Source organism: Novipirellula rosea (assembly GCF_039541335.1).
Taxonomy (GTDB): Bacteria; Planctomycetota; Planctomycetia; order Pirellulales; family Pirellulaceae; genus Novipirellula; species Novipirellula rosea.
In genome coordinates, this window is the sequence record NZ_BAABGA010000041.1 from 1 (window position 1) to 22,944 (window position 22,944).

At 55.0% G+C, this 22,944-nt stretch carries 17 protein-coding genes; 10 read left to right on the forward strand and 7 right to left on the reverse strand.

Annotated features, from left to right (window positions below; genetic code table 11):
* Nucleotides 1-192: 192 nt before the first annotated feature.
* From ABD971_RS17005 to ABD971_RS17020, 4 genes are all read left to right on the forward strand, one after another.
* A complete protein-coding gene (locus tag ABD971_RS17005; protein ID WP_345324004.1) occupies nt 193-1,530 on the forward strand; it encodes a COG3014 family protein in 1,338 nt (445 codons plus the stop codon).
* 134 nt (nt 1,531-1,664) lie between these two features.
* On the forward strand, nt 1,665-2,033 hold the full coding sequence (locus tag ABD971_RS17010; protein ID WP_345324006.1) for a VOC family protein: 369 nt from the start codon (nt 1,665-1,667) through the stop codon (nt 2,031-2,033).
* Nucleotides 2,034-2,150: 117 nt separating this feature from the next.
* Complete coding sequence (gene hemL, locus ABD971_RS17015; RefSeq protein WP_345324008.1) at nt 2,151-3,458, forward strand: glutamate-1-semialdehyde 2,1-aminomutase; 1,308 nt, start codon at nt 2,151-2,153, stop codon at nt 3,456-3,458.
* Between the two features lie 277 nt (nt 3,459-3,735).
* Entirely contained in the window at nt 3,736-4,479 is a 744-nt protein-coding gene (locus ABD971_RS17020; RefSeq protein ID WP_345324010.1) for a sulfite exporter TauE/SafE family protein, read from the forward strand.
* A gap of 75 nt (nt 4,480-4,554) precedes the next feature.
* Here ABD971_RS17020 and ABD971_RS17025 read toward each other — a convergent pair whose 3' ends face one another.
* The 4 genes from ABD971_RS17025 to ABD971_RS17040 form a co-directional block, all read right to left on the reverse strand.
* Nucleotides 4,555-5,754 carry a hypothetical protein gene (locus ABD971_RS17025; RefSeq protein ID WP_345324012.1) on the reverse strand — a complete coding sequence of 400 codons (1,200 nt, stop codon included), beginning with the start codon at nt 5,752-5,754 and terminating at the stop codon, nt 4,555-4,557.
* Nucleotides 5,755-6,142: 388 nt separating this feature from the next.
* A complete protein-coding gene (fliM, locus tag ABD971_RS17030; protein WP_345324014.1) occupies nt 6,143-7,240 on the reverse strand; it encodes a flagellar motor switch protein FliM in 1,098 nt (365 codons plus the stop codon).
* A gap of 72 nt (nt 7,241-7,312) precedes the next feature.
* On the reverse strand, nt 7,313-8,617 hold the full coding sequence (locus ABD971_RS17035; RefSeq protein WP_345324016.1) for a glutamate-5-semialdehyde dehydrogenase: 1,305 nt from the start codon (nt 8,615-8,617) through the stop codon (nt 7,313-7,315).
* 82 nt (nt 8,618-8,699) lie between these two features.
* Nucleotides 8,700-9,143, reverse strand: a complete 444-nt coding sequence (locus ABD971_RS17040; RefSeq protein WP_345324018.1) for a VanZ family protein — start codon at nt 9,141-9,143, stop codon at nt 8,700-8,702.
* Between the two features lie 153 nt (nt 9,144-9,296).
* Between ABD971_RS17040 and ABD971_RS17045 the strand changes: the two genes are divergently transcribed.
* From ABD971_RS17045 to ABD971_RS17070, 6 genes are all read left to right on the forward strand, one after another.
* Nucleotides 9,297-10,181 (forward strand): 3-keto-alpha-glucoside-1,2-lyase-like domain-containing protein, encoded by an 885-nt coding sequence (locus ABD971_RS17045; protein WP_345324020.1) that lies wholly within the window; start codon nt 9,297-9,299, stop codon nt 10,179-10,181.
* A gap of 62 nt (nt 10,182-10,243) precedes the next feature.
* Nucleotides 10,244-10,711: a tRNA adenosine(34) deaminase TadA gene (gene tadA / locus ABD971_RS17050; protein ID WP_339946649.1), complete on the forward strand. Its 468-nt coding sequence runs from the start codon at nt 10,244-10,246 to the stop codon at nt 10,709-10,711.
* 717 nt (nt 10,712-11,428) lie between these two features.
* On the forward strand, nt 11,429-12,601 hold the full coding sequence (locus ABD971_RS17055; protein ID WP_339946645.1) for a hypothetical protein: 1,173 nt from the start codon (nt 11,429-11,431) through the stop codon (nt 12,599-12,601).
* A gap of 753 nt (nt 12,602-13,354) precedes the next feature.
* Nucleotides 13,355-13,603 (forward strand): hypothetical protein, encoded by a 249-nt coding sequence (locus ABD971_RS17060; RefSeq protein ID WP_345324023.1) that lies wholly within the window; start codon nt 13,355-13,357, stop codon nt 13,601-13,603.
* Nucleotides 13,604-13,775: 172 nt separating this feature from the next.
* Nucleotides 13,776-15,251 (forward strand): efflux RND transporter periplasmic adaptor subunit, encoded by a 1,476-nt coding sequence (locus ABD971_RS17065; protein WP_345324025.1) that lies wholly within the window; start codon nt 13,776-13,778, stop codon nt 15,249-15,251.
* Between the two features lie 4 nt (nt 15,252-15,255).
* Nucleotides 15,256-18,366, forward strand: a complete 3,111-nt coding sequence (locus ABD971_RS17070) for an efflux RND transporter permease subunit (protein ID WP_345324027.1) — start codon at nt 15,256-15,258, stop codon at nt 18,364-18,366.
* Nucleotides 18,367-18,843: 477 nt separating this feature from the next.
* Here ABD971_RS17070 and ABD971_RS17075 read toward each other — a convergent pair whose 3' ends face one another.
* The 3 genes from ABD971_RS17075 to rtcR form a co-directional block, all read right to left on the reverse strand.
* Complete coding sequence (locus ABD971_RS17075) at nt 18,844-19,689, reverse strand: hypothetical protein (protein WP_345324029.1); 846 nt, start codon at nt 19,687-19,689, stop codon at nt 18,844-18,846.
* An 82-nt stretch (nt 19,690-19,771) separates the two neighbouring features.
* Nucleotides 19,772-20,758: a potassium channel protein gene (locus tag ABD971_RS17080; protein WP_339943309.1), complete on the reverse strand. Its 987-nt coding sequence runs from the start codon at nt 20,756-20,758 to the stop codon at nt 19,772-19,774.
* A 371-nt stretch (nt 20,759-21,129) separates the two neighbouring features.
* The gene (gene rtcR, locus ABD971_RS17085) at nt 21,130-22,728 is read right to left on the reverse strand and encodes an RNA repair transcriptional activator RtcR (protein WP_345324032.1); all 1,599 of its coding nucleotides are present in this window, start codon (nt 22,726-22,728) and stop codon (nt 21,130-21,132) included.
* Nucleotides 22,729-22,944: the final 216 nt, after the last annotated feature.

Consider the following 22,944-nt stretch of genomic DNA (forward strand, 5'->3'; position numbering starts at 1 on the left):
ATATCGACGGCAAGAATCCTCGCCAAGAGAGCCGCATGAGTGCTAGCTTGAAAGGGCTCGGCTCACGCCCCAGGCTACATGCTGCCGTGCCTCCGGCACTTCGAAATGGCGCAACTTTGAAATTAATGCGTCGGGTTACGATTGAAATTGCGACGCCGCCGTCCCACTGCTAGATAAAACCTATCCGAAAGCATGAACCGAGCTCTCTCGATCGTCGCGATATTGATGTTGTTGCTGCTGGGCGGTTGTTCCGCTGGTTTGCGCAAAATCGATACCGCACGTGACGCGTTCGCTCGCGGCGACTTGGTCGAATCTCACGACACACTTGCCAAACTCGCTAAGCCACGTCGCCGCTTTGGCGACGCTGCGGCACTGGATTTGGCGATGATCGAATTGGCTCGCGGCGATGCCGCCGCCGCGGAAGCTCGACTTCGCAAATTACGCGACCGTTTTGACGCCATGCCCAAGCTGGCACCGCTTCAAGAAACCGCATCGATCATCACCGACGATACCGCTCGCCCGTTCCGCCCCGCCGGCTACGAACAGGTCATGATCCGGGCAATGTTAGCAGTTTGCTCGTTGGCGACCGACGGTCAGGACGCCGAAAGCTACGCGATGCAAGCGGCGATGCGTCAGTCGGAATTGGCTGCCGAGGCGAATGAGCGAGGCCTGGAATCGGCTTCGGAAACCTATCAACCGATCGCGCTGGCACCTTATCTGCGTGGCGTGTTACGCGAAGCGACGCATCACGATTACGACGATGCCGCTCGCGCGTACCAGCTTGTTACCTCGGTCGAACCCAATTTCGCTCCAGCCCACGCCGACGTTGTTCGCGCAACCGGTGGTGCCCACAGCACTGCGGGTAACGGGGTGCTGTATGTGATCGCCTGTGTTGGTCGCGGACCGGTGCTGGAACAAGTCGACGCGCCCACGACCACCGCGGCGATGCAGATTGCGTCGACGGTGATGAATGTGCAAAACAATCGTGGTGGCGATTCGAAACCGTTTGTGCTGCCGAATATTGCATCGGTAAAAGTCCCCAAGGTCAAAATTCCTCCGTCCAATGTTGTCGCGCTCGGCGCGCGTGCGAATGGCGTCGCGATCGGTGTGACTCAGACGTTGACGGATGTAGGCGAATTGGCAAGGCGACAAGTCGAAGCCGAGATGCCGTGGACGATAGCCCGAGCGGTGATGCGGCGGGCGACCAAAGAGATCACTGTGGCGGTGACGGGAAACCAGCTTGGGTTGGACGGTGCCGCAGGATCCCTCTTCCAATTCGCCGTCGCTTCGGCGTGGGGCAGTGTCGAGCATGCCGATACACGATGTTGGGGCCTGCTGCCTCGCGAGATCCAGGTGTTGCGGGTGGAACTGCCCGCCGGCGAACATGAGATTTCGCTTCATTCGCTGGGGATCAACGGGAACCCAATGGGGGTGGGCGTAAGAACGCCGGTAACGATGGTGGATGGTCAAAACGAGTATTTGATCGTGATCGCGCCCGATCAAACGATCTATCCCGTCAACGCGAAATGATTTACCGCGGTATCACGGTACGGTAAAGTAGCACCGTTCCTCGTTCGTCTGGAGCACGCCAATCGGCTGCGGTCCAGGCGGGGGAACTGCGTCTATCGTTTCCTGATGTTGCCGCCGTTGTCAAAGTTGTCCGCATGAAAGCCATCGAGCTTAACCATATCGCCATCCATGTCCTCGATATCCAGAAGAGTGTCGCTTTTTATCGTGACACGATGAATTTGCCCCAATTGGAGCGGCCCGCATTCGATTTTCCGGGAGCGTGGTTTCAGCTAGGGGAACGACAGGAATTGCATTTGATTGGCGATCGTACACTGCCGGTCCATTCGCATCACCGCGGCGGCCATTTTGCGTTGGAAGTCGACTCGCTTGACGAGTGGGAAGCCCATTTGGACAAGCATCATGCGACGCGGTTATCCCGCAAAATACGGCCTGACGGCGCCCTGCAAACGTTCGTGCAGGATCCCGACGGCCATTGGATCGAACTCTGCATGCCTCCGAAATAAAACTCGGAGATCGCGATCACCGGGGCTAAAGCCGCTTGCGGTTTTGAGGTAATCTACGGGGACCGTCGCGCTTCGCGGCTCGTTATCCTTTCCCCCTATCTCCCCCCTCAGCTTCCCGTGACATCAAAAACGATTGATCATTCGATTGGTCCCAAAAGTCTTGCTGCCTTCGATCGTGCTCGTGCGTTGATCCCGGGTGGGGTGAACAGCCCCGCGCGTGCATTTGGCGCCGTTGGCGGATCGCCGTTGTTCATCGATCATGCCGAAGGAGCGTACATCTTTGATATCGATGGACGCCGGTTTCTCGATTACATCGGATCATGGGGGCCCATGATTCTGGGGCACGCGTGCCCCGAAGTTGTCGATGCGGTGGTCCGCGCGGTGGGACGCGGAAGCAGTTATGGAGCACCGACCGAAGCGGAATCCGAATTGGCCGAACAGATCATCGATGCGGTGCCATCGATCGAACGAGTTCGCTTGGTCAACAGTGGAACCGAAGCGACGATGAGTGCGATTCGCGTGGCTCGCGGTGCGACCGGGCGTGACAAAGTGATCAAGTTTGCGGGCAACTATCACGGTCATGTCGACAGCTTGTTGGTGGCGGCCGGCAGTGCCGCAGCGACGCTGGGGGTTCCCGATTCGCCAGGCGTCACCGCAGGGGCCGGCGGTGACACCATTGTGCTGCCCTATAACGATGTCGCCGCCTTGACCCAAGCGTTCAGCGAACACGGATCGAAAATTGCCGCGGTCATTCTCGAGCCGGTGGTGGGCAATATGGGATTAGTGATCCCCACGTCCGACTTTCTAAACTCACTTCGTTCGATCACCGAGAAAGCGGGCACGATCCTGATCTTTGACGAAGTCATGACCGGATTTCGGCTTGCTTATGGCGGGGCACAAGAGCGATTCGGGATCACTCCGGACATGACCACGTTGGGCAAGATCGTCGGCGGTGGCATGCCGTTGGCCGCCTACGGAGGACGCGCGGATATCATGGATCAAGTGCTGCCAGCGGGCAAAGTTTTCCAAGCAGGCACGTTGAGCGGAAATCCCGTTGCGGTGGCCGCGGGCAGTACAACGCTGCGGATTTTGAAAGAAGAATCGCCGTATGAGTCATTGGACAAAATGGGCGACCGGCTCGCCGAAGGACTTGCCGCTGCGGCGACCGAAGCCGGAGTGCCTCATCAAGTTCAGCATGTTGGCAGCATGGTAACGTTGTTCTTCAACCCCGATCCCGTGATGAACTGGGACGACGCCGACCGCAGTGATCGCGACGCCTATGCACGCTATTTCTGGGGCATGATTGGCGAAGGTATCTATATGCCATGTAGCCAATTCGAGTCGCTGTTCTTCAGTCGTCTGCACACCGAAGCGATGATCGATCAAACAATCGATGCAGCCAAGAAAGTATTGGCTTCATTTTAAGATCGCCTGTCGGCCGGAGCGAAAATCCGGCGTTGGCGGTAGCAACGAATTGGCGATCACACACGATGCACGCTAACGGCTTGGAAAGCCGTGCGACAATGGTAGTCCGGAACGGTAGCGGAGCGAAAATCCGGCGTTGGCGGTAGCAACGAATTGACGATCACACGCGATGCACGCTAACGGCTTGGAAAGCCGTGCGACAATGGTAAGCCGGAACGGTAGCGGAGCGAAGTTCCGGCATGGCGACACTCACCCAATACATCACGATTGACCCTAAATGGAATGGCTCTGGTACCTGCTGCTGATGGTGGCGGGCTTTTTGGCAGGCATCATTAACACGATCGCCGGTGGCGGTTCGTTTTTGACGCTGCCCGCGCTGATGTTGTTTGGACTGGACCCAAAACTGGCCAATGGAACCAACCGGGTCGCCATTCTGTTGTCCAGTGCGGCGGCCGTCGCGACGTTCCGCCGCCATGGGCAATTCAACCAGCGGCTCGCCTTTCGCTTGGCCGTTCCCACGTTGATGGGAGTGCCGGTCGGCGCGATGATGGCGATCTATCTGCCTACCGACACCTTCAAGTCGCTGTTTGGCGTGATGTTTTTGGCGATGGCGGTGCTGTTGTGTTTGAACCCCAAGCGATTGACCCAGGTCAACGCCCAGCCCGAAAATGTGAGCTGGAAGATGTTGCCGATCTTCTTCGCGATCGGGATCTACGTCGGCTTCATCCAAGCAGGACTGGGGATTTTGTTGATGCTGGCGATGAGTCTGCTGAACACGGGCGACTTGGTGGCATCGAGTGCGATCAAAAACTGGATCGCCTTTATCGTCACGCTGACGGCCACGATCGTGTTCGTCAGCTACGGGTTAGTCCAATGGGCACCAGGATTGGTGATGGCGATTGGCAATGTGGCCGGTGGGGTGACGGGGGCAAAGTTGGCGATCCGCAAAGGAAACCGATTCGTCTTTGTCTTCCTGGTCATCGTGATGGTGGCCACCGGGGTGAAGTTGACCTTCTTTTGATGCGAGCTCGGATTGCGATCGCTACGCCGAAGCTATGAGGCGCAGCATTAAAGGCAACCAATTGCTCAGCGATCATCACTCCGCCTTTGGGGGGACGTCACCCGCGTTGGCTTTTGCGTCGCGGTCGCGGGCTTGTTGACGGATCACTTGCTTGGCATGGGTCAGCCGTGCGGGCCACTTGAACGTCGGCGCCTGTTCGGGGTCATAGCCCTCGAGATGTCCCTCTAATCGCGTTGCCGGTTTGGAATAGCTGAATTTCGAATCGCCGAAAACTTCACGGCACATCGCTGCCAATCCCGGATCGTACTCAATCAGTTCCACGCGTGTATTGACGTGATTGTGATCGTGGTCGTTGACGCGATTGTCGTCGAACCAAGATTGGGCGCCTTCGGCAAAATACTCGAAACGATTGACGCTGGCGTATTTTCCTTTCCAAAGCCCACGCTTCATCGCATCTTTATAGGTTTGTTCGAGGCGGTCATCAAAAGTCGGGTCGACATTAAGCATTCCTCGTAGATGGATGCAATGGGCAAGCTCGTGGATCAAAATACTTTCCGCAGCATACGGGTCGCCCGGGTAGGCCAACAAATTCTCTTCGCCGACCGAACAAAAGGGATCGGTTTCGCTTCCACCGGTGCCCCGTGCGCGAGCGTCCCAGTAGTCCTTGCCATTAAGTTGCGAAAAATCGGCGGGAGCCTTGCGAGCAAAATGAGCGAACTCAGGTAGATCGGTGGTGAATTCATTATGAGCCATGATGCATAACCGAGCACCGCTGCGGGCCATCGCCTGCAACACCTCCTCACGCTCGCCAAGCATTTTTTCAATCAGATACTTGGCTTCCTGTAACGCAAGCGGATTCACGGTTGCGGAGGCCACGATCGGGAACCCGTTCACCGATACTGATTGTGAGTAAAACGCCGGCATCCCCTGTTGGCCATTCGGATCGAAACGAATCCCTTGCACCCGAGTTTGGCTGGTGACCGTTTGCTCGCTGCGATCCTTGCGACCGACGATCGCAAACCGGTGACCGAGCGTGGTGGTGATCACGGTGTCTTCACCCGGTTCCAAAGATCCATTGGGAACGCGTTTGCCTTCGGGTTCAAGCCAAAAGATATCGACCGTTTGTTCGCTGGCGTTAATGATTTGAAGCTTCGGTCGCTGGCGTTCCGTAGCGGCTTGATTCTTCGCTTCCGCCGAGAGGGGTGTCAGAGTGGCCAGCATCGAGATGACCAGTAGAGATGGCAAGCGTAGGCAATGACCAATGTTGTGATACATGGATTCCGATCCGAGAGGGGGCCGCAAGCAGCCAAGGGCAATGGTTTTTCGACTGCATGATTATAGTCAGCAGATCGTGATCCATTGCAGACCATGCGAACGAATCAATGCCTATCGGTCATTCGAAGCGCATTCAATCGGGATAGCGTTATTTACTTTGCCCACTTCATTCTTCCTGCGGCAATTTTTCAAGGAATCCGCGACTGCGATCGGCAGAGGTTGCTGTCAGGTGAATTCAATTTCACGACGGATTACGCCGCCGGATAAATGTCTGCGAAATGCAGGGATACATCGATGGCGGGAATTGGGATCGATGAATTAAATTGCACGTACAGCGATTCGTTGAACTCGCTATCCCCCACCGCAAGTGTAAACGCGTGTCGCTCGCCTACTCGGGTTCTTCTTCGGGCGGGATGCGTTTGGATTCGAGGATCGATTCGATGCGGACCGCTTTTTTGCCTTTGAATGCACCGGCGCGGGCGTTGAATTTAGGAACGTCCTGGATCGACAGTTCCAGCGGCGAGTTGACTTCCTTCTCGGTCGTGATCACGTCGCCGACTGACAGTTCCAATAGATCACCGGTGCGGATTTTGGACCTTGCCAAGGTGACGACAACGTCGACCGGTGCCGTTTCGATGCTGGTGCAGATCCGTTCGCGTGATTTTTCTGTTGGTTTCCCTTTGCCGTAACCGACCCAGCCGTTTCGCGACAGCTGGGAATTAAAACCTTCGATCGTGTTGAACGGAATACATAGATTCATCATGCCGCGGTTCTTGCCGAGCATGACTTCGAACCCGACCAAGATGATGACTTCATTCGGTGGAACGATTTGCACCAGCTGCGGATTGCTCTCCATCCGATCGACCTCGAATTCGAGCTCGACGATGTTTTCCCAGGTGACTTTCAGTTGCGTCAGAAACAGATCAACAATTCGGCGAATCAGTCGAGTTTCGATTTCGGTCAGTGGTCGACGAATGGCTTCGCCGGGTTTGGGGTCGCCGCCCAGCATGCGGTCGATCACGGCGTACGAAAGCGTCGGCGCGACGTCAAGAATCCAGTGGCCTTCGAGCGGGCTTGGTTTCAATACGCTGAAGCAACTGGGGTTATCCAGACTGAATACGAACTCGCTGTAGGTCAATTGATCGACGCTGAGCAATTTGACTTCGGTCATTGTTCGCAACAAACCGGACATCGACGCACCGTAATTACGTGCTAACGTCTCGTGCAGCGAATGCATCGCCCGCATCTGGTCTTTGCCAACGCGTTCGGGGCGTTTGAAGTCGTATGAAGTGACTCGTGTACCCTCAGGCAATAGCCCCGACACTTTTTGATGGGACGTTTTGCCACGCGGCGGTGCGGCCGAAGCTTCGCTCGGTTTTGCTGCGGCGGCTTCCGAATCGGTCGCGTCCCGCGCCGGTCCATCGACCGTTTCCATCGCCTTAAGCAAGCTTTCGACTTGGTTCTGGCTGAGCGATTCGTCTGACATATCCCTTGTCCTTGTAGTTTGCGAACTTGTTGATGGCGAGCTTCGCTTCGATTGCGAGCTCGATTCGTCGCACTAAGTTCGCACGTGGCCGTCGCCACGGACGATGTATTTGTAAGTGGTCAATTCGCGAAGACCGCAGGGGCCACGTGCGTGAAATTTGTCGGTCGAGATGCCAATCTCGGCTCCCAGCCCAAACACGCTGCCGTCGTTGAATCGGGTGCTGGCGTTGACCATCACCGCTGCACTGTCGACCAGCGTCGTAAAGGTTTCAGCGGCACGCAGATCGCCGGTCACGATCGCGTCGGTATGATGCGACCCATAGCGATTGATATGCGCGGCGGCGTCTTCGATCGATCCGACCACGGCGACACTAATCGTGGGGCCTAAGTATTCGGTCGACCAATCTTCGTCGGTTGCCGGCAATGCGTTATCAATCCAAGTGATCGCGCGTTCGTCGGCGCGAATTTCGACGCCTCGCTCGGTCAATCGTTTGGCGATTTCGGGAATCGCGTCGGCCGCGATTTTCTCATGTACCAACAACGATTCGCATGCGTTGCAGACGCCCATTCGCTGGCATTTCGCATTCTCGATGATGTTGACTGCCATCGCGATGTCGGCATGTTGGTCGACATAGACGTGACAATTGCCGTCAAAGTGTTTGATCACCGGCATCGTCGCTTCCGCGGCAACCCGACGGATCAGCCCTTCGCCACCACGAGGAATCGTCACATCAATCAGTTCGCCGAGCGACAGAAATTCGCCGACGGCTTGTCGATCGGTGGTCGAAACCAATTGGACCGCGTCTTTGGGAACACCACACTCTTGAGCTGATTCCCCCAACACCTCGACGATTGCTTTGCTGCTGTGGATCGCTTCTTTGCCGCCACGCAGGATGACTGCATTGCCGCTCTTGACGCAAATGCCTGCCGCGTCGGCGGTCACATTAGGGCGACTTTCGTAGATAAAGAAGACGACGCCGAGGGGGACGCGGCGTTTCAGGATTTGCAGCCCCCCAGGCCGCGTGTGTCCCTCGATCACTTCGCCGACGGGATCGGGAAGCATCGCGATTTCTTCGAGCCCGGTAGCAATCGATTGGATACGAGTCTCGTCCAAACGCAATCGATCGATCGCCGCTTCGCTCAATCCATAATCAGGAGCAGCGGCGAGATCTTTTTGATTTTCTTCGATAATCCTGCTGCTGGCGGCTACCAACGCGGCAGCGGCATGACGCAGCCAGCGGTTTTTGACTTCCGCGTCCAGCGCGGCGAGTTGGTAGGAGGCCGCACGCGCCGCTTTGGCGGTTTGCAGGCAATATTGAGCGATTTCAGGGTTAGCAGCAGTCGTCGACATGTTGACCGGAAGGGTTTCAAGCGGCATCAAATTAGGCAATTTCGAGGCTTTAGCAGCCTTCGAGAGATTGTCGACGATGCAGTGCGAGGGGTCAACGGCGAATTGATCGCTAAGCCAACGCGGCTCGCGATTTCCAGAGGTAATAAATCGCACGAAAGGTCGCATAGGCGGCAATCGCAGTCAGTATGCCAGCGGTGTCCGCCACAAAATCCATCGGATCGGGCGATCGACCGCGGACGAAGCCTTGTGTGTACTCGTCGATCGCGGCGTAGCTCATACCAATGATCGCAATCATGCTAAAACGTCGAACCAGTCGATCCGAAGTGGTTACATAACACATCAGCATCCCGAGCCCCCCGAAGGCGGTGAAGTGCATCAGCTTGTCGCTGATCTTGGGCGGCTTGATCATCGCGCTCGGGATGTGAGTGAGCACGAAGATGAGCAACCAATAGCCCGCCAACGCAAAGATGGCTAGCCGGAAGCCAAGGATCGTTTTTTTCGTGATAGACTGCATCGATGTCCCCATGTTGGGATAAGCTGGAGCAGATGACATTAGAAACTCCGTTTTGTTCATGACAAGGTGTTTCGACAAGGACCGGCGTCGGGCTGAGCGGCTAATGCCGAACTTGCCCCTCTGCCGGGTGCGTTGGTGGTGTCTGATCCTCCATCTGCTTCCCCTCTCCATTTTTTCGATAAGGAATCGACGGTGCTAAACCAGCTGCTTTGCAAGCGTTTTGCGATCACAACCCCTGCCAATTTCCACGTTTTCACGCTGGCGATCGTCGCATCGACGGTTTTTGTGCTTGCTTCATCGAAGCTGGCTCAGGCCCAATCTGCTGAATCCAACCAGACCCCTGCAGCGGTTCCATCGGAATCCGCGAGGAAGGTTGATGAGGAAACTGGCAGCGAAAAGGCAAACGCAGCGAAGAACTGGAAACCGCTGGAAGGTTCCTGGGTTGCTTGTCAATTTGGGGGTGATGGAGAAGTCGAGATCAAAGGCAATTCGGCCAAAATCGCTTACGGCGACCCGCTGTCGGGGATCCGCTGGGAAGGTGACGTGCTGCGAGAAAACTATGAAATCGCGTTGGAGGCACGTCGGACCGAAGGCTATGACTTCTTTTGCGGTTTGACGTTTCCGGTCGGTGAGTCGAAGGTCAGTTTGATCATGGGCGGGTGGGGCGGCGGTATCCTCGGGATCAGCAACGTCGACGATAATGACGCCAGCCAGAATGCAACGACTCAATTTCGCAATTTTGACAATGACAAGTGGTACAAGGTGCGTGCTCGTGTGACCGACAAGGCCATCGAGTGCTGGATTGATGGCAAAAAACTGATCGATCAACCGCGTGAGGGACACGTCTTTGATATTCGTGCCGAGATGGAGCAATGCGAGCCGTTGGGGGTTGCCGCGTTTCAATGTGATTCGGAGATTCGCAACATGCGGGTTCGCCAATTGACGGCAGACGATTTGAAGCCGCAGAATCAGGCCAAATCAGACAAGGCAGTTTCCGAAACGGACGCCGCCACCAAAAACGAAACGAAGCAAACCGAAACGAAGCAAACCGAAACGAAGCAAAAGGAATCGAAGTGAGTGATCGAGAAACGGATTTGAGTGCGTTTGACCCACAGGACGTGGAATTGCAAGCCAAGTTGATGTTCGAGTCCGACTCGTATTGGATGGGCCGTGCGCTCGAATTGGCTTTTCAGGCCGTCGACGCGGACGAAGTTCCGGTCGGCGCGATCATCGTTCGCGATCACTCCATTATCGGGGCGGCATCGAATCAACGTGAAAGCCTGAAAGATCCGACGGCTCACGCCGAAATGATTGCGATCACGCAAGCGGCGGCGGCGGTAGAGGATTGGCGTCTTGAGCAGACCACGCTCTATGTCACCCTGGAACCTTGCATTATGTGTGCGGGAGCCATTCTGCAGTCTCGGATTCCTCGCGTCGTTTTTGGCGCGACCGACCCGAAGGCAGGTGCTGTGGCCAGCATGTACCACTTGCTCGAAGACACCCGCTTGAATCATCGCTGTTTAGTCACGTCCGGTGTGATGGCGGATCGCTGTGGCAAAGTATTGACCGATTTCTTTGCCAGCAAACGTGCCATGGGCAAGAAGTGATAAGGTAGCCAGGAGCCGTTCGGCATCTTAGCCGTTTTGGCGCTAGTCACGGTTCCCAGCGCTCACCGGCGCTAACGCCCAACCGCACGCTGTGAAGCATTTTTTCCTATAGGATTCGCGCATTTTTTAGCGTAGCGGAAGTCGTCAAGACTTTCGATCCACGGCCAGTGCTCCCCGAAACTCACGCACGAGTTCCGCTACGAAATGCTTCACAGCGTTGCCGAAACCGCGAACGTTCGTTCACGCAATGATTCCTTTCTGCCAGATTGTTCCTTTCTGCCAGTTTTGCTGCGGGCCATCGACAGAGACGAAAATCGAGTCGCGGCAGCGTGAATGGGACGATTCTTAGGTCAAGAAAGGGGGCGCGGAGCCGTCGGGAGTCCTTTTTTTGGCGTCATCACATTGGCAAAACGCCCCGAAATAGCGGGAAAGCAATGGCAAAGTGTTCCGGTTTTGCAGATTCTCGGACTTTTGCTGTTTCTAATGCCAAACAAACTAAGCCTTTGCGATCGAGCCAGCCGATACTACCGGTACAACCCGAATTGCTCTCTCGCAAACCGCTGCCACCCTGCTTGTTCATCTTGCTTGGGGAGCTTGGCGAGGAGTGAGAGAAGATTTCGGTGCGAACCCGCCAAAGCTTTGCGTTGACGTTGTCAATCAGAGAGGGCGGTCAATAGGCATAGAGTGACGGATGTGTCACTTGACAAACCAAACTTCATGAAGACGGTGGAACACGCGATGTCGGTACGGAAGCTGACGGCAAGCCTGCTCACAACATTAGCGATGCTAGGCGCCATTGCCACAGGAAATGCACAAGACCATGTGCCACCAGCGGACCCGCTTGCGTTCGATCCTGACTTTCAATGGTTCCGGCCTGTCTATGATATGGACTTGGCCGATATGAAGCCAAAGAAGCGGGCCAACACAGGTTGGTTTGCGACGTATGATCGACTGGCTCTGTACGCATCGCGGCCTGAGTTAGAGATTGCTCAAGACGCTGAAACGAAACTCGACCAGGGTTGGGGACATCGCTACGAGATCGGGTACATGTTGCCGGATGTCGAACACGGTTGGATGTTCACCTTCACTCAACTGAACGGTCCTGGCAAACGAGATGTCGTGGCGACCGAACGTTTGATTCGCTTTGGGGTTGTCCCCGACGATGATGGCGAAAATGGACCGATCATTCAGGGCGATGGCAACACACTGGGCTACGACCAACGGTTGTATTTCGTTGGCGATTCGGTCAACGTCATGGACTTTAACAGCTACGAGCTGAACAAGACTTGGCGGATGGAGCCTTATCACTACGGCGGCATCCTCGAACCGTTCCTCGGTTTTCGTTGGGCACGGTTGAACGATTACAACAGCCAGCAGAACTACATTACGACGGCGAATGGTTCGGCACTTCCGGATCCCAATTTCGGCGACGACTACGAACAATTGACCACCAACTCGGTGATCACCGAAAACGAGATCCTGGCGGGGCAGTTTGGTTTCCGCTATGTCAAGTTCCGTGAACGCTTCACCTACTCCGCTGACTTCCGCGGTATGGTCGGTGGCAGTCTGCAAACGGCAAGGTCGCAACGCAACGTTGATACGACCACAGGCATCGGCGATACCCCCGACAACAACTTTTCATCGCAAACACGTGCTCTGTATGACCGCAACGAAGAATTTGTGATCGGGTTTGATATTCGCGGCGAGTTGGCTTACCAATTGACCAAAGCAATCAAGATTCGTACCGGTGTCCAAGTGATTGACTTGGCAACCGGAATTTGGCGAGGCGGTCCCGTGGACCCAACCGGCACCAATCAAGAGCAAGGCGGTTCGCAAGACCAAGATGTTGTGATGGTCGGAGCGACGTTCGGTATCGAACTGAATCGCTAAACCTAAGAAGCACACCACGCTATTTATTTAACCGGGACATGTTTATTGCATGTCTCGGTTTTTTTATGCGCCGAATGCAACACTTCGTACGAGAGCGTCCGGCTCGTAAAAATCACAACCCGACGCGTAAGTTTTGAAATTGCGCTTTTGGGATTTAGGGGCAAAGCCCCGGACGTTTACCTAGCCCAGCCCAACGGGCTGGGACCAAGAAGACCAATGAATTGTAGGGCCAACCGCCCGGCCGTTTGCTGGGACTTAATGAGGGCGGCTAGCAAATGGCCGGGCCTTTGGTCCGAAGAACGTCTAATTGCGCAACTTCAAAACTGACGCTTCGGGTTGTGATGGTGATTGCTCAGCGACCCAGGACTATCGAAGTTTCCTAACCCGGCCGGTGTGACGGTCGGAAACAAAGAATTGACGGACTCTCGGTAGCGAGCTAATATTGCTTCTATGTCCCACCGAGCCCTTCCTGCCGCTGGTCCCCTCCACCGCGCTGCTGTGAAATCAGTTGCCGCCCGTGGTTTGCGGCTCGCCGTGTTGGTCTGGCTGGTGCTTTCGCAATTCCCGATGCCAGTGGTGCATTCGCACGAAACCTTGCGCGACAGTTCGCTCACTTCACATCTGGCTCGGCATCACCAAATCTGTGCCCCGATGTCCTCCCCGGACTCTCCTTCGCTGATCAGTTGTGTCACCCAGGATTTGCATTGGCATCTGTTTTTACCATGTGATTTTTTGGCGCGTTGTGCAGACGAAATGAATGGTCCCCATTCAGCTTCGTTTTCTCCACTGGGGCTTTGGGGAGACGATGGCGATTCCGTGGTGGATCTCGATTCGGCAAGTGTGTGGAGTTCGCTGCATGCCGATGCAATGCGGTATTGGATAGCGGTTAGCAATCCTGAGGTTGCCGTACCGCCACCGAGTGAAACACTGCCATGTCATTCTTTTACGCAAACCTATCTTAACGTGCCTCTATGCACACTTGTTTGCGTCATGCGGACCTAGTTCGTTCCGCACTCTCTCGGTAAGCGTCTCCTAACTTGGGCACTGGCGTGCGCATGATTCGGGTTCGCGTGTCCATGGTTGACACCCAAGAGCAATCGGCCCCCGGCACCTCACTTTCTTTCCCGCACACCGTCTTTGGATCGTTTCAAGGACACTTTGGCGAATACGAACTATGCATAAGAAATTGCTTTACGCGCTCGGAATTAGCGCTCTCATTGTCTGTGTCGCATTTTTTCTCTGGCCGCGGCCCGAACATCCGAGTGTAGAGTCGGTCGATCTTGCTTCGGCCGAGGTGGATGCGGAGAACATTGCCGCTGCGGAAATTCGCACGGTCAAATTGTCACCTCCCAAAATCGCCTCAGCCGCGATCAAAGTCGAAGCGGTCAAACGCAGACCGTTGCAACCGACGTGCACGCTGCCCGGTCGGCTGGACTATGACCAAAATCGTCACGTCTCGATCCATTCCGCCTGTGAGGGAATTCTCACCGATATCCTGGTGCAACCCGGCAACGAAGTCACTCGGGGCCAAGTCGTTGCTCGCATCAGCAGCCCCGAAGTCGGCCAAGCCCGTAGCGAAGTTCAATCACGATTGGCGAGTTTGCAGCTAGCCGTGAACGAACAAAAACGCAATTCCGAAATTTGCAGTGGCGTCGAAGAGTTGGTGGCTTTGATTCGCGCCGGAGAATCCCCCGAGAGCCTCGTAACCGGATTGGCGACGGAGACGTTGGGAGATTATGGCCGCACGTTGATCGAAGCGTATGCGCGAAAACGTTCGGCGATCGCGATTGCCAACGGATCTCGCGAAGCCGCAGACGTCGGTGCGATTGCGGGACGGATCCAGACCGAACGTGAGCGAGAAAGGCAAACCGCCGATGCGGCCCTTACGTCGCTGATGGAGCAGGCGTTGTTTGATGTAGGGCAACAATGCAAACAGTCGACCGCCGCTGCGGAAGCCGCCCAACGAGAGGTCGATATTGCGCTGCAGCGGCTCAATGCCCTGCTTGGACCCGCGGCTCCTGTGGTGACGCAAGCGTCGTTTAGCAAAGTGAAAAAGGATACGCTTTCGAACGTTGATCTTGTCTCGCCGATCGACGGTACGGTCGAAGAACGGTTACTAACCGCGACCGAGCGTGTCTCGATCGGCGTGCCGATTTTTACGATCGCGGACACTTCTCACTTATGGGCCGAAGCCGACATTCGGCAAAGTGATTGGAATGCAATCACCGTCGGACTAGGGCAAATCGTGACGATCACGGCGCCCGCGATTGCGAACACTTCATTCGAAGGCAAAGTGATTGTGGTGGGGCGCCGTGTGAATTTGGCGACCGGGGCAGCGCCGCTGGTCGCTCAAATCACATCATCGGATACTCGGTTGCGTCCAGGGATGTTCATCCGTATGACGGTGCCGACGGCCGAGTCACGCGATGTGATCGCGGTGCCGACCAAGGCGGTGGTGGTGCACGAAAATCAAACGTTTGTGTTTGTCGCAGACAGTGATGCCGAATTTCGACGCGTGGATGTCGCGACGGGCGAACAGCAAAACGAGATGACCGAAATCACTTCGGGGTTACAAGTCGGCGATCAGGTCGTGGTCGAAGGCGTTTTCAAACTGAAGAGCGAAATTCTTCTCGCCGGTGAGGAGGAATAAGCTGATGTTACAAAAACTGATTGAATTTTGTCTCGAGAATCGTTTCATCGTGCTCGCCGTCACCTTTCTGATGGCTGCCGCGGGCGTGAAAAGTGCAATCGAATTGCCGATCGATGCGGTTCCCGACATGACCAATGTCCAAGTCGCGGTGATCACGGATGCCGGTTCGCTATCACCGGTCGAAGTGGAACAATACATCACCTATCCGGTTGAATCGACAATGGGCGGATTGCCCAACGTCGAAGAGGTCCGCAGCGTATCGAAGTTCGGCATCTCCGTCGTCACGATTGTTTTTGACGAGGGCACCGATATCTATTTCGCTCGCCAAGTCGTCACCGAGCGTCTGCCAACGGCCGCCGCGGCAATCCCTCCAGGCTACGGGACTCCCGAATTGGGGCCGCTGACGACGGCACTGGGCGAGATCTTGCAGTTCGAGGTGCGAGGTGATGACTACACGCCGATGCAACTGCGGACAATGTTAGAGTGGGAGATCGCGCCAAAACTACGTGAAGTGCGTGGTGTGACCGAGATTAATACGCACGGCGGTTTCTACAAAACATTCGAGATCCGCCCCAATCCGGATGCTCTTGTGAGTAACAATGTCACGCTCAGTGATCTGTTCAGCCGTGTCGAAGAGAACAATGGATCGACCGGCGGCGGTTATGTCGTTTATCACGACGAACAGCGGTTCATCCGAGGCGAGGCGTTGCTAAAAGATGTCGATGAAATTCGCAGCATTGTGGTTCGCCGCAATGAGGATGGGGTGCCGATCCTGTTGGCGGATATTGCGGAGGTCGAGATCGCTCCGATGACGCGGCAAGGTGCCGTCACACGTGATGGACGCGGCGAAGCGGTCACGGGATTGGTGATGATGTTGATCGGCGAAAATTCGCGTGAAGTCGTCGAGCGAGTCAAGACCCGAATCGATGAGATTATGCCAACGTTGGCCCCCGGCGTTAGGCTCGAAATCACCTACGATCGATCCGCGTTGATTGGCCGCACGTTGAAAACCGTGATGAAGAATCTGATCGAAGGCGGCTTGTTGGTCATTTTAGTGCTGCTAGTGATGTTGGGCAGCTTTCGAGCTGGGTTTATCGTCGCACTGGCGATTCCGTTGTCGATGTTGTTCGCGGCGAACTTGATGTACGCCACCGCAATCTCGGCAAGTTTGATGAGTTTGGGAGCCATCGACTTTGGGTTGATCGTCGATTCATCGGTGATCATGATCGAAAATTGTATGCACAAACTTTCGCACAACGTGGGGAATGCTCGTAAGCGTGTCGAAGTGATTCGTGATGCCTGTATCGAAGTGCGTAAACCGACAATGTTTGGTGAACTGATTATCGCGGTGGTGTACGTCCCGGTGCTGTTACTCGAGGGGACCGAAGGAAAATTGTTTCGGCCGATGGCGATGACGGTTTTGTTTGCGTTATTTGGATCGCTGATTCTATCGATGACGTTGATGCCAACGCTTGCAGCGATCGCGTTGCCTCGGAATCTGACCGACAAAGATGTCTTTTTTGTTCGCTGGGTTAAATGGATTTATCGGCCGTTGGTCCATCGTGCCATCGCGGCTCCGACATTGACTGCGCTGATCGCGTTGGGCGTGTTTGGCGTCAGCGTGCCGGTGGCGATGCGGCTGGGGGCCGAGTTCATGCCACGGCTCGAAGAAGGCGACTTGCTGGTCGAAGCAGTGCGTTTGCCCAGCGCGACGATCGAAGGTGCCACGGAAATGAGCACCGAGATCGAATTGATTTTGATGGAGTTTCCCGAAGTCAAAACGGTCTTTTGCAAAACCGGACGTCCGGAAATTGCAAACGATGTGATGGGAGTGCACCAGACCGATGTGTGGGTGATTTTGAAACCGCATGACCAATGGCGAGAAGGCATCACACGCGATGATTTGATTACCGAGATGGACGAACAGCTCAACGGCCGAGTCGCCGGAGTTGCATTTGGGTTTACTCAACCGATTGAAATGCGAGTCGACGAGTTGGTGGCGGGGGTCAAATCCGATGTCGCGGTGTTGCTGTACGGAAACGACTTGGATGTGTTGGCGAAGAAGTCCAAAGAAATCGAAAGCGTCTTGAAGATGATTCCAGGCTCCGCAGATGTGCGTGCCGATTATCAAGCCAATTTGCAAACGTGGTCGATTCGTCCCAACCGCGAGGCGCTGGCGCGTTATGGAATCAACGCCTCGAAAGTTTTAGGGGCGATCGAATCGTTGGGAGGACGTAATGTTGGCACGATCATCGACGGTCGAGCACGCTATCCAATCTTGGTACGGATCCCCGAAGCATGGCGAAAAGACGAAGCATTGCTGCGGCAATTGCCCGTCGATTCGGTTGGTGGACGAATTGTGCCACTGGGCGAATTGGCCGATTTGAAACTCGAGGAGACACCTCCGTCGGTCGAACATGACAACGTGCGACGACGAACCTTTGTCGCCGCCAACGTTCGCGGCCGAGACGTCGCCAGTTTTGTGGGGGATGCAAAACGGGCCGTGGCCGAGCAAATCGAATTGCCCGTGGGGTATGAGATCCGTTGGGGAGGTGACTTTGAAAACCTGCAATCCGCCAGTCGTCGCTTGCTGGTGATCACTCCGATTGTGCTGCTGCTGATCTTCCTGCTGTTGCACACCTCGTTCCATAGTGTGTCGTTGGCAATGTTGATCTTTATGGCCGTGCCGATGGCGGCCAGCGGCGGGATCTTTGCACTGGCGCTGCGTGAGATGCCGTTTAGTATTTCAGCCGGTGTCGGGTTTATCGCACTGTTCGGAGTCGCTGTGCTGAACGGTTTGGTCTGGGTGAGTGCGGCGGAAAATGCCCGCTTGGCGGGTTTGCCGATGGATCAAGTCACCGAGCAAACCGCACTGAATCGTTTGCGGCCAGTGTTGATGACCGCGTTGGTTGCTAGTTTCGGGTTTATCCCGATGGCGTTTTCGACCAGCGACGGTGCCGAGATGCAGCGACCGCTGGCCACCGTGGTGATCGGCGGTTTGATCACCAGCACATTACTAACCGGTTTCGTGATCCCCGCGATTTACCCCTGGTTCGCCAAGGGAGTTAAGGCTGGCGAGGTCGAGCGTACGGACGAAACCAACGTTCCTGCATAGAATGCAATTTAACACGTGGATTGTCGCAGCGCTACGCCCGGGAGGTGGGCGCTAACGTCGCTGGTGTACAACCATTGGACGGCTCTTTTCGTGGGGTGACCTAGCCGGCTAAAGCCGGTACACCAGCGCTGGTGTATAGCCTTTAGGCGATTCTTTTTTCGAAGCCCAAAGACGGCGGCTAAAGCCTGGACACCAGCGCTGGTGTATAGCCGTTGGGGGACTCTTTTTATGGGGTGACCTAGCCGGCTAAAGCCGGTACACCAGCGCTGGTGTATAGCCTTTAGGCGATTCTTTTTCGAAGTCCAAAGACGGCGGCTAAAGCCTGGACACCAGCGCTGGTGTATAGCCGTTGGGGGACTCTTTTTATGGGGTGACCTAGCCGGCTAAAGCCGGGACACCAGCGCTGGTGTATAGCCTTTAGGCGATTCTTTTTCGAGGTCCAAAGACGGCGGCTAAAGCCTGGGTATTAGCCCTGGCTTACAAAGTCGCGGGATCCCAGTCTTTTCCGTAATCGTGAAGCGGATAGGATTGCCAAAATCGAAATGCTTGCTCACGTCCAACGCTCTCTAAATATTCAGTCGCGTTGCTAAACGGCCAATCGGTCCTTTTTGCACAGTACCCATGATGCACGGGGTTGTTGAGAACATAGTTTCGTGACGCATAAAAATGCCCTTCCGATTTCATGGCGGTCTCGGCTGCTTTGCACCAAGTTTGTCGTCCTCGCATGCCGTCCTCGCCATTCCATTGAAATGATGTGCGGCCGTGCAATTTTCCAAGCTGCTCAAACATGAAGTGGAGCTCAACTACATCGCACAATACATGATAGTGATTGGGAAGCACGACCCAGGCGAAAAGGGTTCGGGAATGTGTTTGCATAAATTCATAGAGTTGCAACGAGAAATCGGCGAGTCGTTTGTCAGACCTTCCTATGATCGGAGCGTGTTCGAAGCAGGCTGCGGTGATGAGATAGATGGAAGTGTGGTCGCTTTGAATGTGGGCCGGCGAGTGAGCAGGGTGATTGCGTTGACGGCGTTCGGTGAGGATTTTGGATCGCTGCTCTGGCGTCCATTGCCGCCACCGATACATGGCATTGGGATCTTTGGGCATTGGGATGCCTATTGAATGCAAGTAGGGCGACGTGAGTTCTATTACAAGTATTCTATCAGAAGACCGCGAATGGCTGTTTACCAGCGCTGGTGTATAGCCTTTAGGCGATTCATTTATTGGGTCCGAAGAGATGGCCACAGCTTGGCCACCAATACATCGGCGGACAGACGCACGTCCTTCGATAAATTGCTGCTTGCTCTTGCTTCGCTCATTCATTGGCAGTGGCAGTCGTTGAGGTCTATCGTCAATAACTTTGGTAGCAACCGCGAATGCGACAAATTTTTAACGGTCGACTCCGTTACTCTTCGGCACACATTTCTACCGGCATCTCGCGCTCGAGTTTGGCGATCTTGCGACGTATCACTTTCGCTTCCTTCTCAAGCTCATCGAGCTGGGCGTTTAACTTCACGAGTGAACGTTCGGGCGACGGCCGCAGGATCCGTTCGAGCATGTCCAACAGCACCAATGCTCGAACTGCTTTTAGCGCCGTTCCCCTCAAACGATACATCCGTGCGACCTGGTTGATCTGAGACAACCGCACCATCTTGGTGATTCCGGTAGCTCGTAAAAACTGCAGCGAACGCAGGAACGAAACCAACGGCAATAAAATGATCGCGAGATCCAACCAGTGTGTTTTGCAGTACGCGATTTTCTTTTCTGCTACCGAAACCATCAAGATAAACTCGGCGGCAAAACAAAACCAAATCGCGCCGGTGCTGAAGTGCAACGCAAACCGCAGCCAACCGTATTGGGCGACTTGGTTTTTTAGCAATAATTCGATCAGCAGCACTGGCATGATCAGCAAAGCGATCCAGATCATCGGCAAACTGAAGTACCGCTCCAATCGCCGACGCAGCCGCGCATCCGCCTTGCGCCAGCCCATGGTGGGTAGCCAAATACGGTTACCCATCTCGACACTGCGTGCACACATTCGCAGTGAAGGGCAAATGCAAAACACGAAGGAGTAGAAATGCGTCCAGCGGGTCTCGGCGTTCCAAGGGCGGGTGTACCAGTGGTAGATCGATTCGGCGATCACAATAGGCCAGATCAGCAGCATTAGAGCAATGGCCGCGATTTCGGTCCGGCTGATCGGCGGCAATGTATACGCGATCACCGTCTCGTCGGTAACCGGATCGTGAATCAGAGTTTCCTCTAAATTAGGCACGTCGACCCACAGCACCACCAAAACCGATTGGCAGACCAAAAAAGCAAGCGAAATCCAAAACATCGCAGGCGCAGAATGAGCTGCGATCCGGTGAGCGAGGTTGTGGTGTCGGTTGGGCATGATGCGATTAACGTGAATTGAGTGTTTTTTGCTCCACCATAGTAAGGCATCAGCGAACGGATTTCAGGGCGCTAAGGAAATTGGATGTCAGCGGTACGCTTGGTCTTCTGTTGCGTCGGCAATTCTGTCACCTCTCCCAGACGCAGTTTGGGAGAGGTCGAGCAGAGCCTCTAGCGATGCTCGGGTGAGGGCCGACCGAGCAAGCTAAGGCCACTGGACGCTAAGTTGCGCGGTCGGCCCTCACCCGAACGAGGCCTGAACGGCCCGTCCGGCCTCTCCCCGCTTCGCCGGGAGAGGTGACAGAAAATTTGCATGACCAATATCCACCCGCCTAATAGCAAACCGGATGACATTCGCCTTGCGCCACACCGTTAAGGAATATCACTCCACTGGATTCCGAATTTTGCAAGATATTTTCGCAGCCGATCGGCATCATTCGCTTTATGTTTGGATTGCCGCGAGACTTGAAATAGCTCGCGACCGGCTGCGGAGAGCGAAGGCGATTGCGAGCAAACCTTGATCACTTCGGCAAGTGCGGCTTGATCAAATCGATCAAGCTGAGCAATTTGGTTCTCGTTCAGCACGGTTCGCAATGTCGCAGCATGGCTATCGGGTTTTTCCGAGCCTCGCCAACTAGCCCTTAGCCGCGAGATTTCTTCGTCGACCATGTCGGTCGTAATGCGTCCGCCCGGCGACAGCGTTGCCATTCGTGTAATCGCCGCATTTAGATCGCGAAAATTGGCCTTCCAAAGCGTCGATGGATTATGAGCAAACTCGATGAACTTTTTGCGAGCTTCCTTGTTAAAGGTCACCTTGCGTCCATGAGTCGTGGTGAACTTCTGTAATTCAAATTCGATGTTGGGGTCGATGTCGTCACGACGCTGCGTCAGTCCTGGCAACGCGAACGACCACAGATTGATCCGGGCAAGAAGGTCTTCGCGAAAGTTGCCTTTGCCAACTTCTTGATGCAAATCACGGTTGGTGCCTGCGATCAATTGAAAATCACTCGACGTCGCCTCATCCGATCCCACTGCGAGAAAAGTCTTCTCTTCAATCGCGCGCAGCAACATCGCCTGCTCGTCGGCCCCCAGTTCGCCAATCTCATCCAAAAATAACATTCCTTGGTCAGCTGATTTCAGCAATCCGGCACGAGCAGCGGCCGCTCCCGTGAACGCACCTTTCACATGACCAAACAAAGTCGACATCGCTTGTTCGCCGCGAATCGTGGCACAGTTCACCTCGACCAACGGTCCGGCAACTTGTTGACGATGTCGTTTGAGTGCAAAGATGCGTTGCGCGAGTTGCGACTTGCCCGCTCCCGTCGGCCCGCTCAACAAGATCGGCGCACGCGTCGCCAGCGACACTTGTTCGATCCGTTCGATTAATTGATTGAAGGCCTTGTTCCTTGTCTCGATCCCCGACTTCAGAAACGACAATCCTTCCTGGTGTTCGGCCTGAAACCGGCTGGCCAATTGGTCATACCGTGATAAATCCAAATCGATCACGCTGTAGACCCCGCGTGGATCTTTGCCGCTACGGTTTGGTGGCGATGTTTGCAGCAGTGCGGCGGGCAGGTGACGCGATTCGGTCAACAAGAACAAACAAATCTGTGCGACGTGCGTGCCGGTGGTGATGTGGGCGAGGTATTCCTCGTTATCGCTGTTGAACGAATAGTCACGAGTGAACTGGTGCAGCAACGCATAGACCTCTTCGAAATCCCAAGGATCACGAAGCTGGTTCCAATGCAGACGCACCTCCGTTTCGGGCGAGATCGAGCGGATGTCGGCGACCACACTCTCGGCCAACTTCTCGTGCCGTCGATCGCACAGCAACTCAAACCGATCGATGATCAAGTCGGGCTGCTGACAGACGGCAACACTGGGCCGCCAACCTGACCAGCGGTCACCCCGCTTGGCAGGTTGGTCTAATTGGGTACCGAGAAAACCGATAACGACGCGTGACTTATTCATAGACAGAATTATAAGTCACGCGATGAGTGGAGAGATATGGCGGATCTGTTTTTGTGTGCTAAAACGCTCGCAGTTTTGTTAAGTCGTTACGTGTAAACGGGTTAGGGGTTTGCCTGCGTGGGTTGGCACACCTTGTGCAAAGTAAATCGATTCAAGCAAAGGCTGGGAGCGTGCTTCCGACTTTGTCCCGAATTTTTTCAGCCAGTCACATTACCG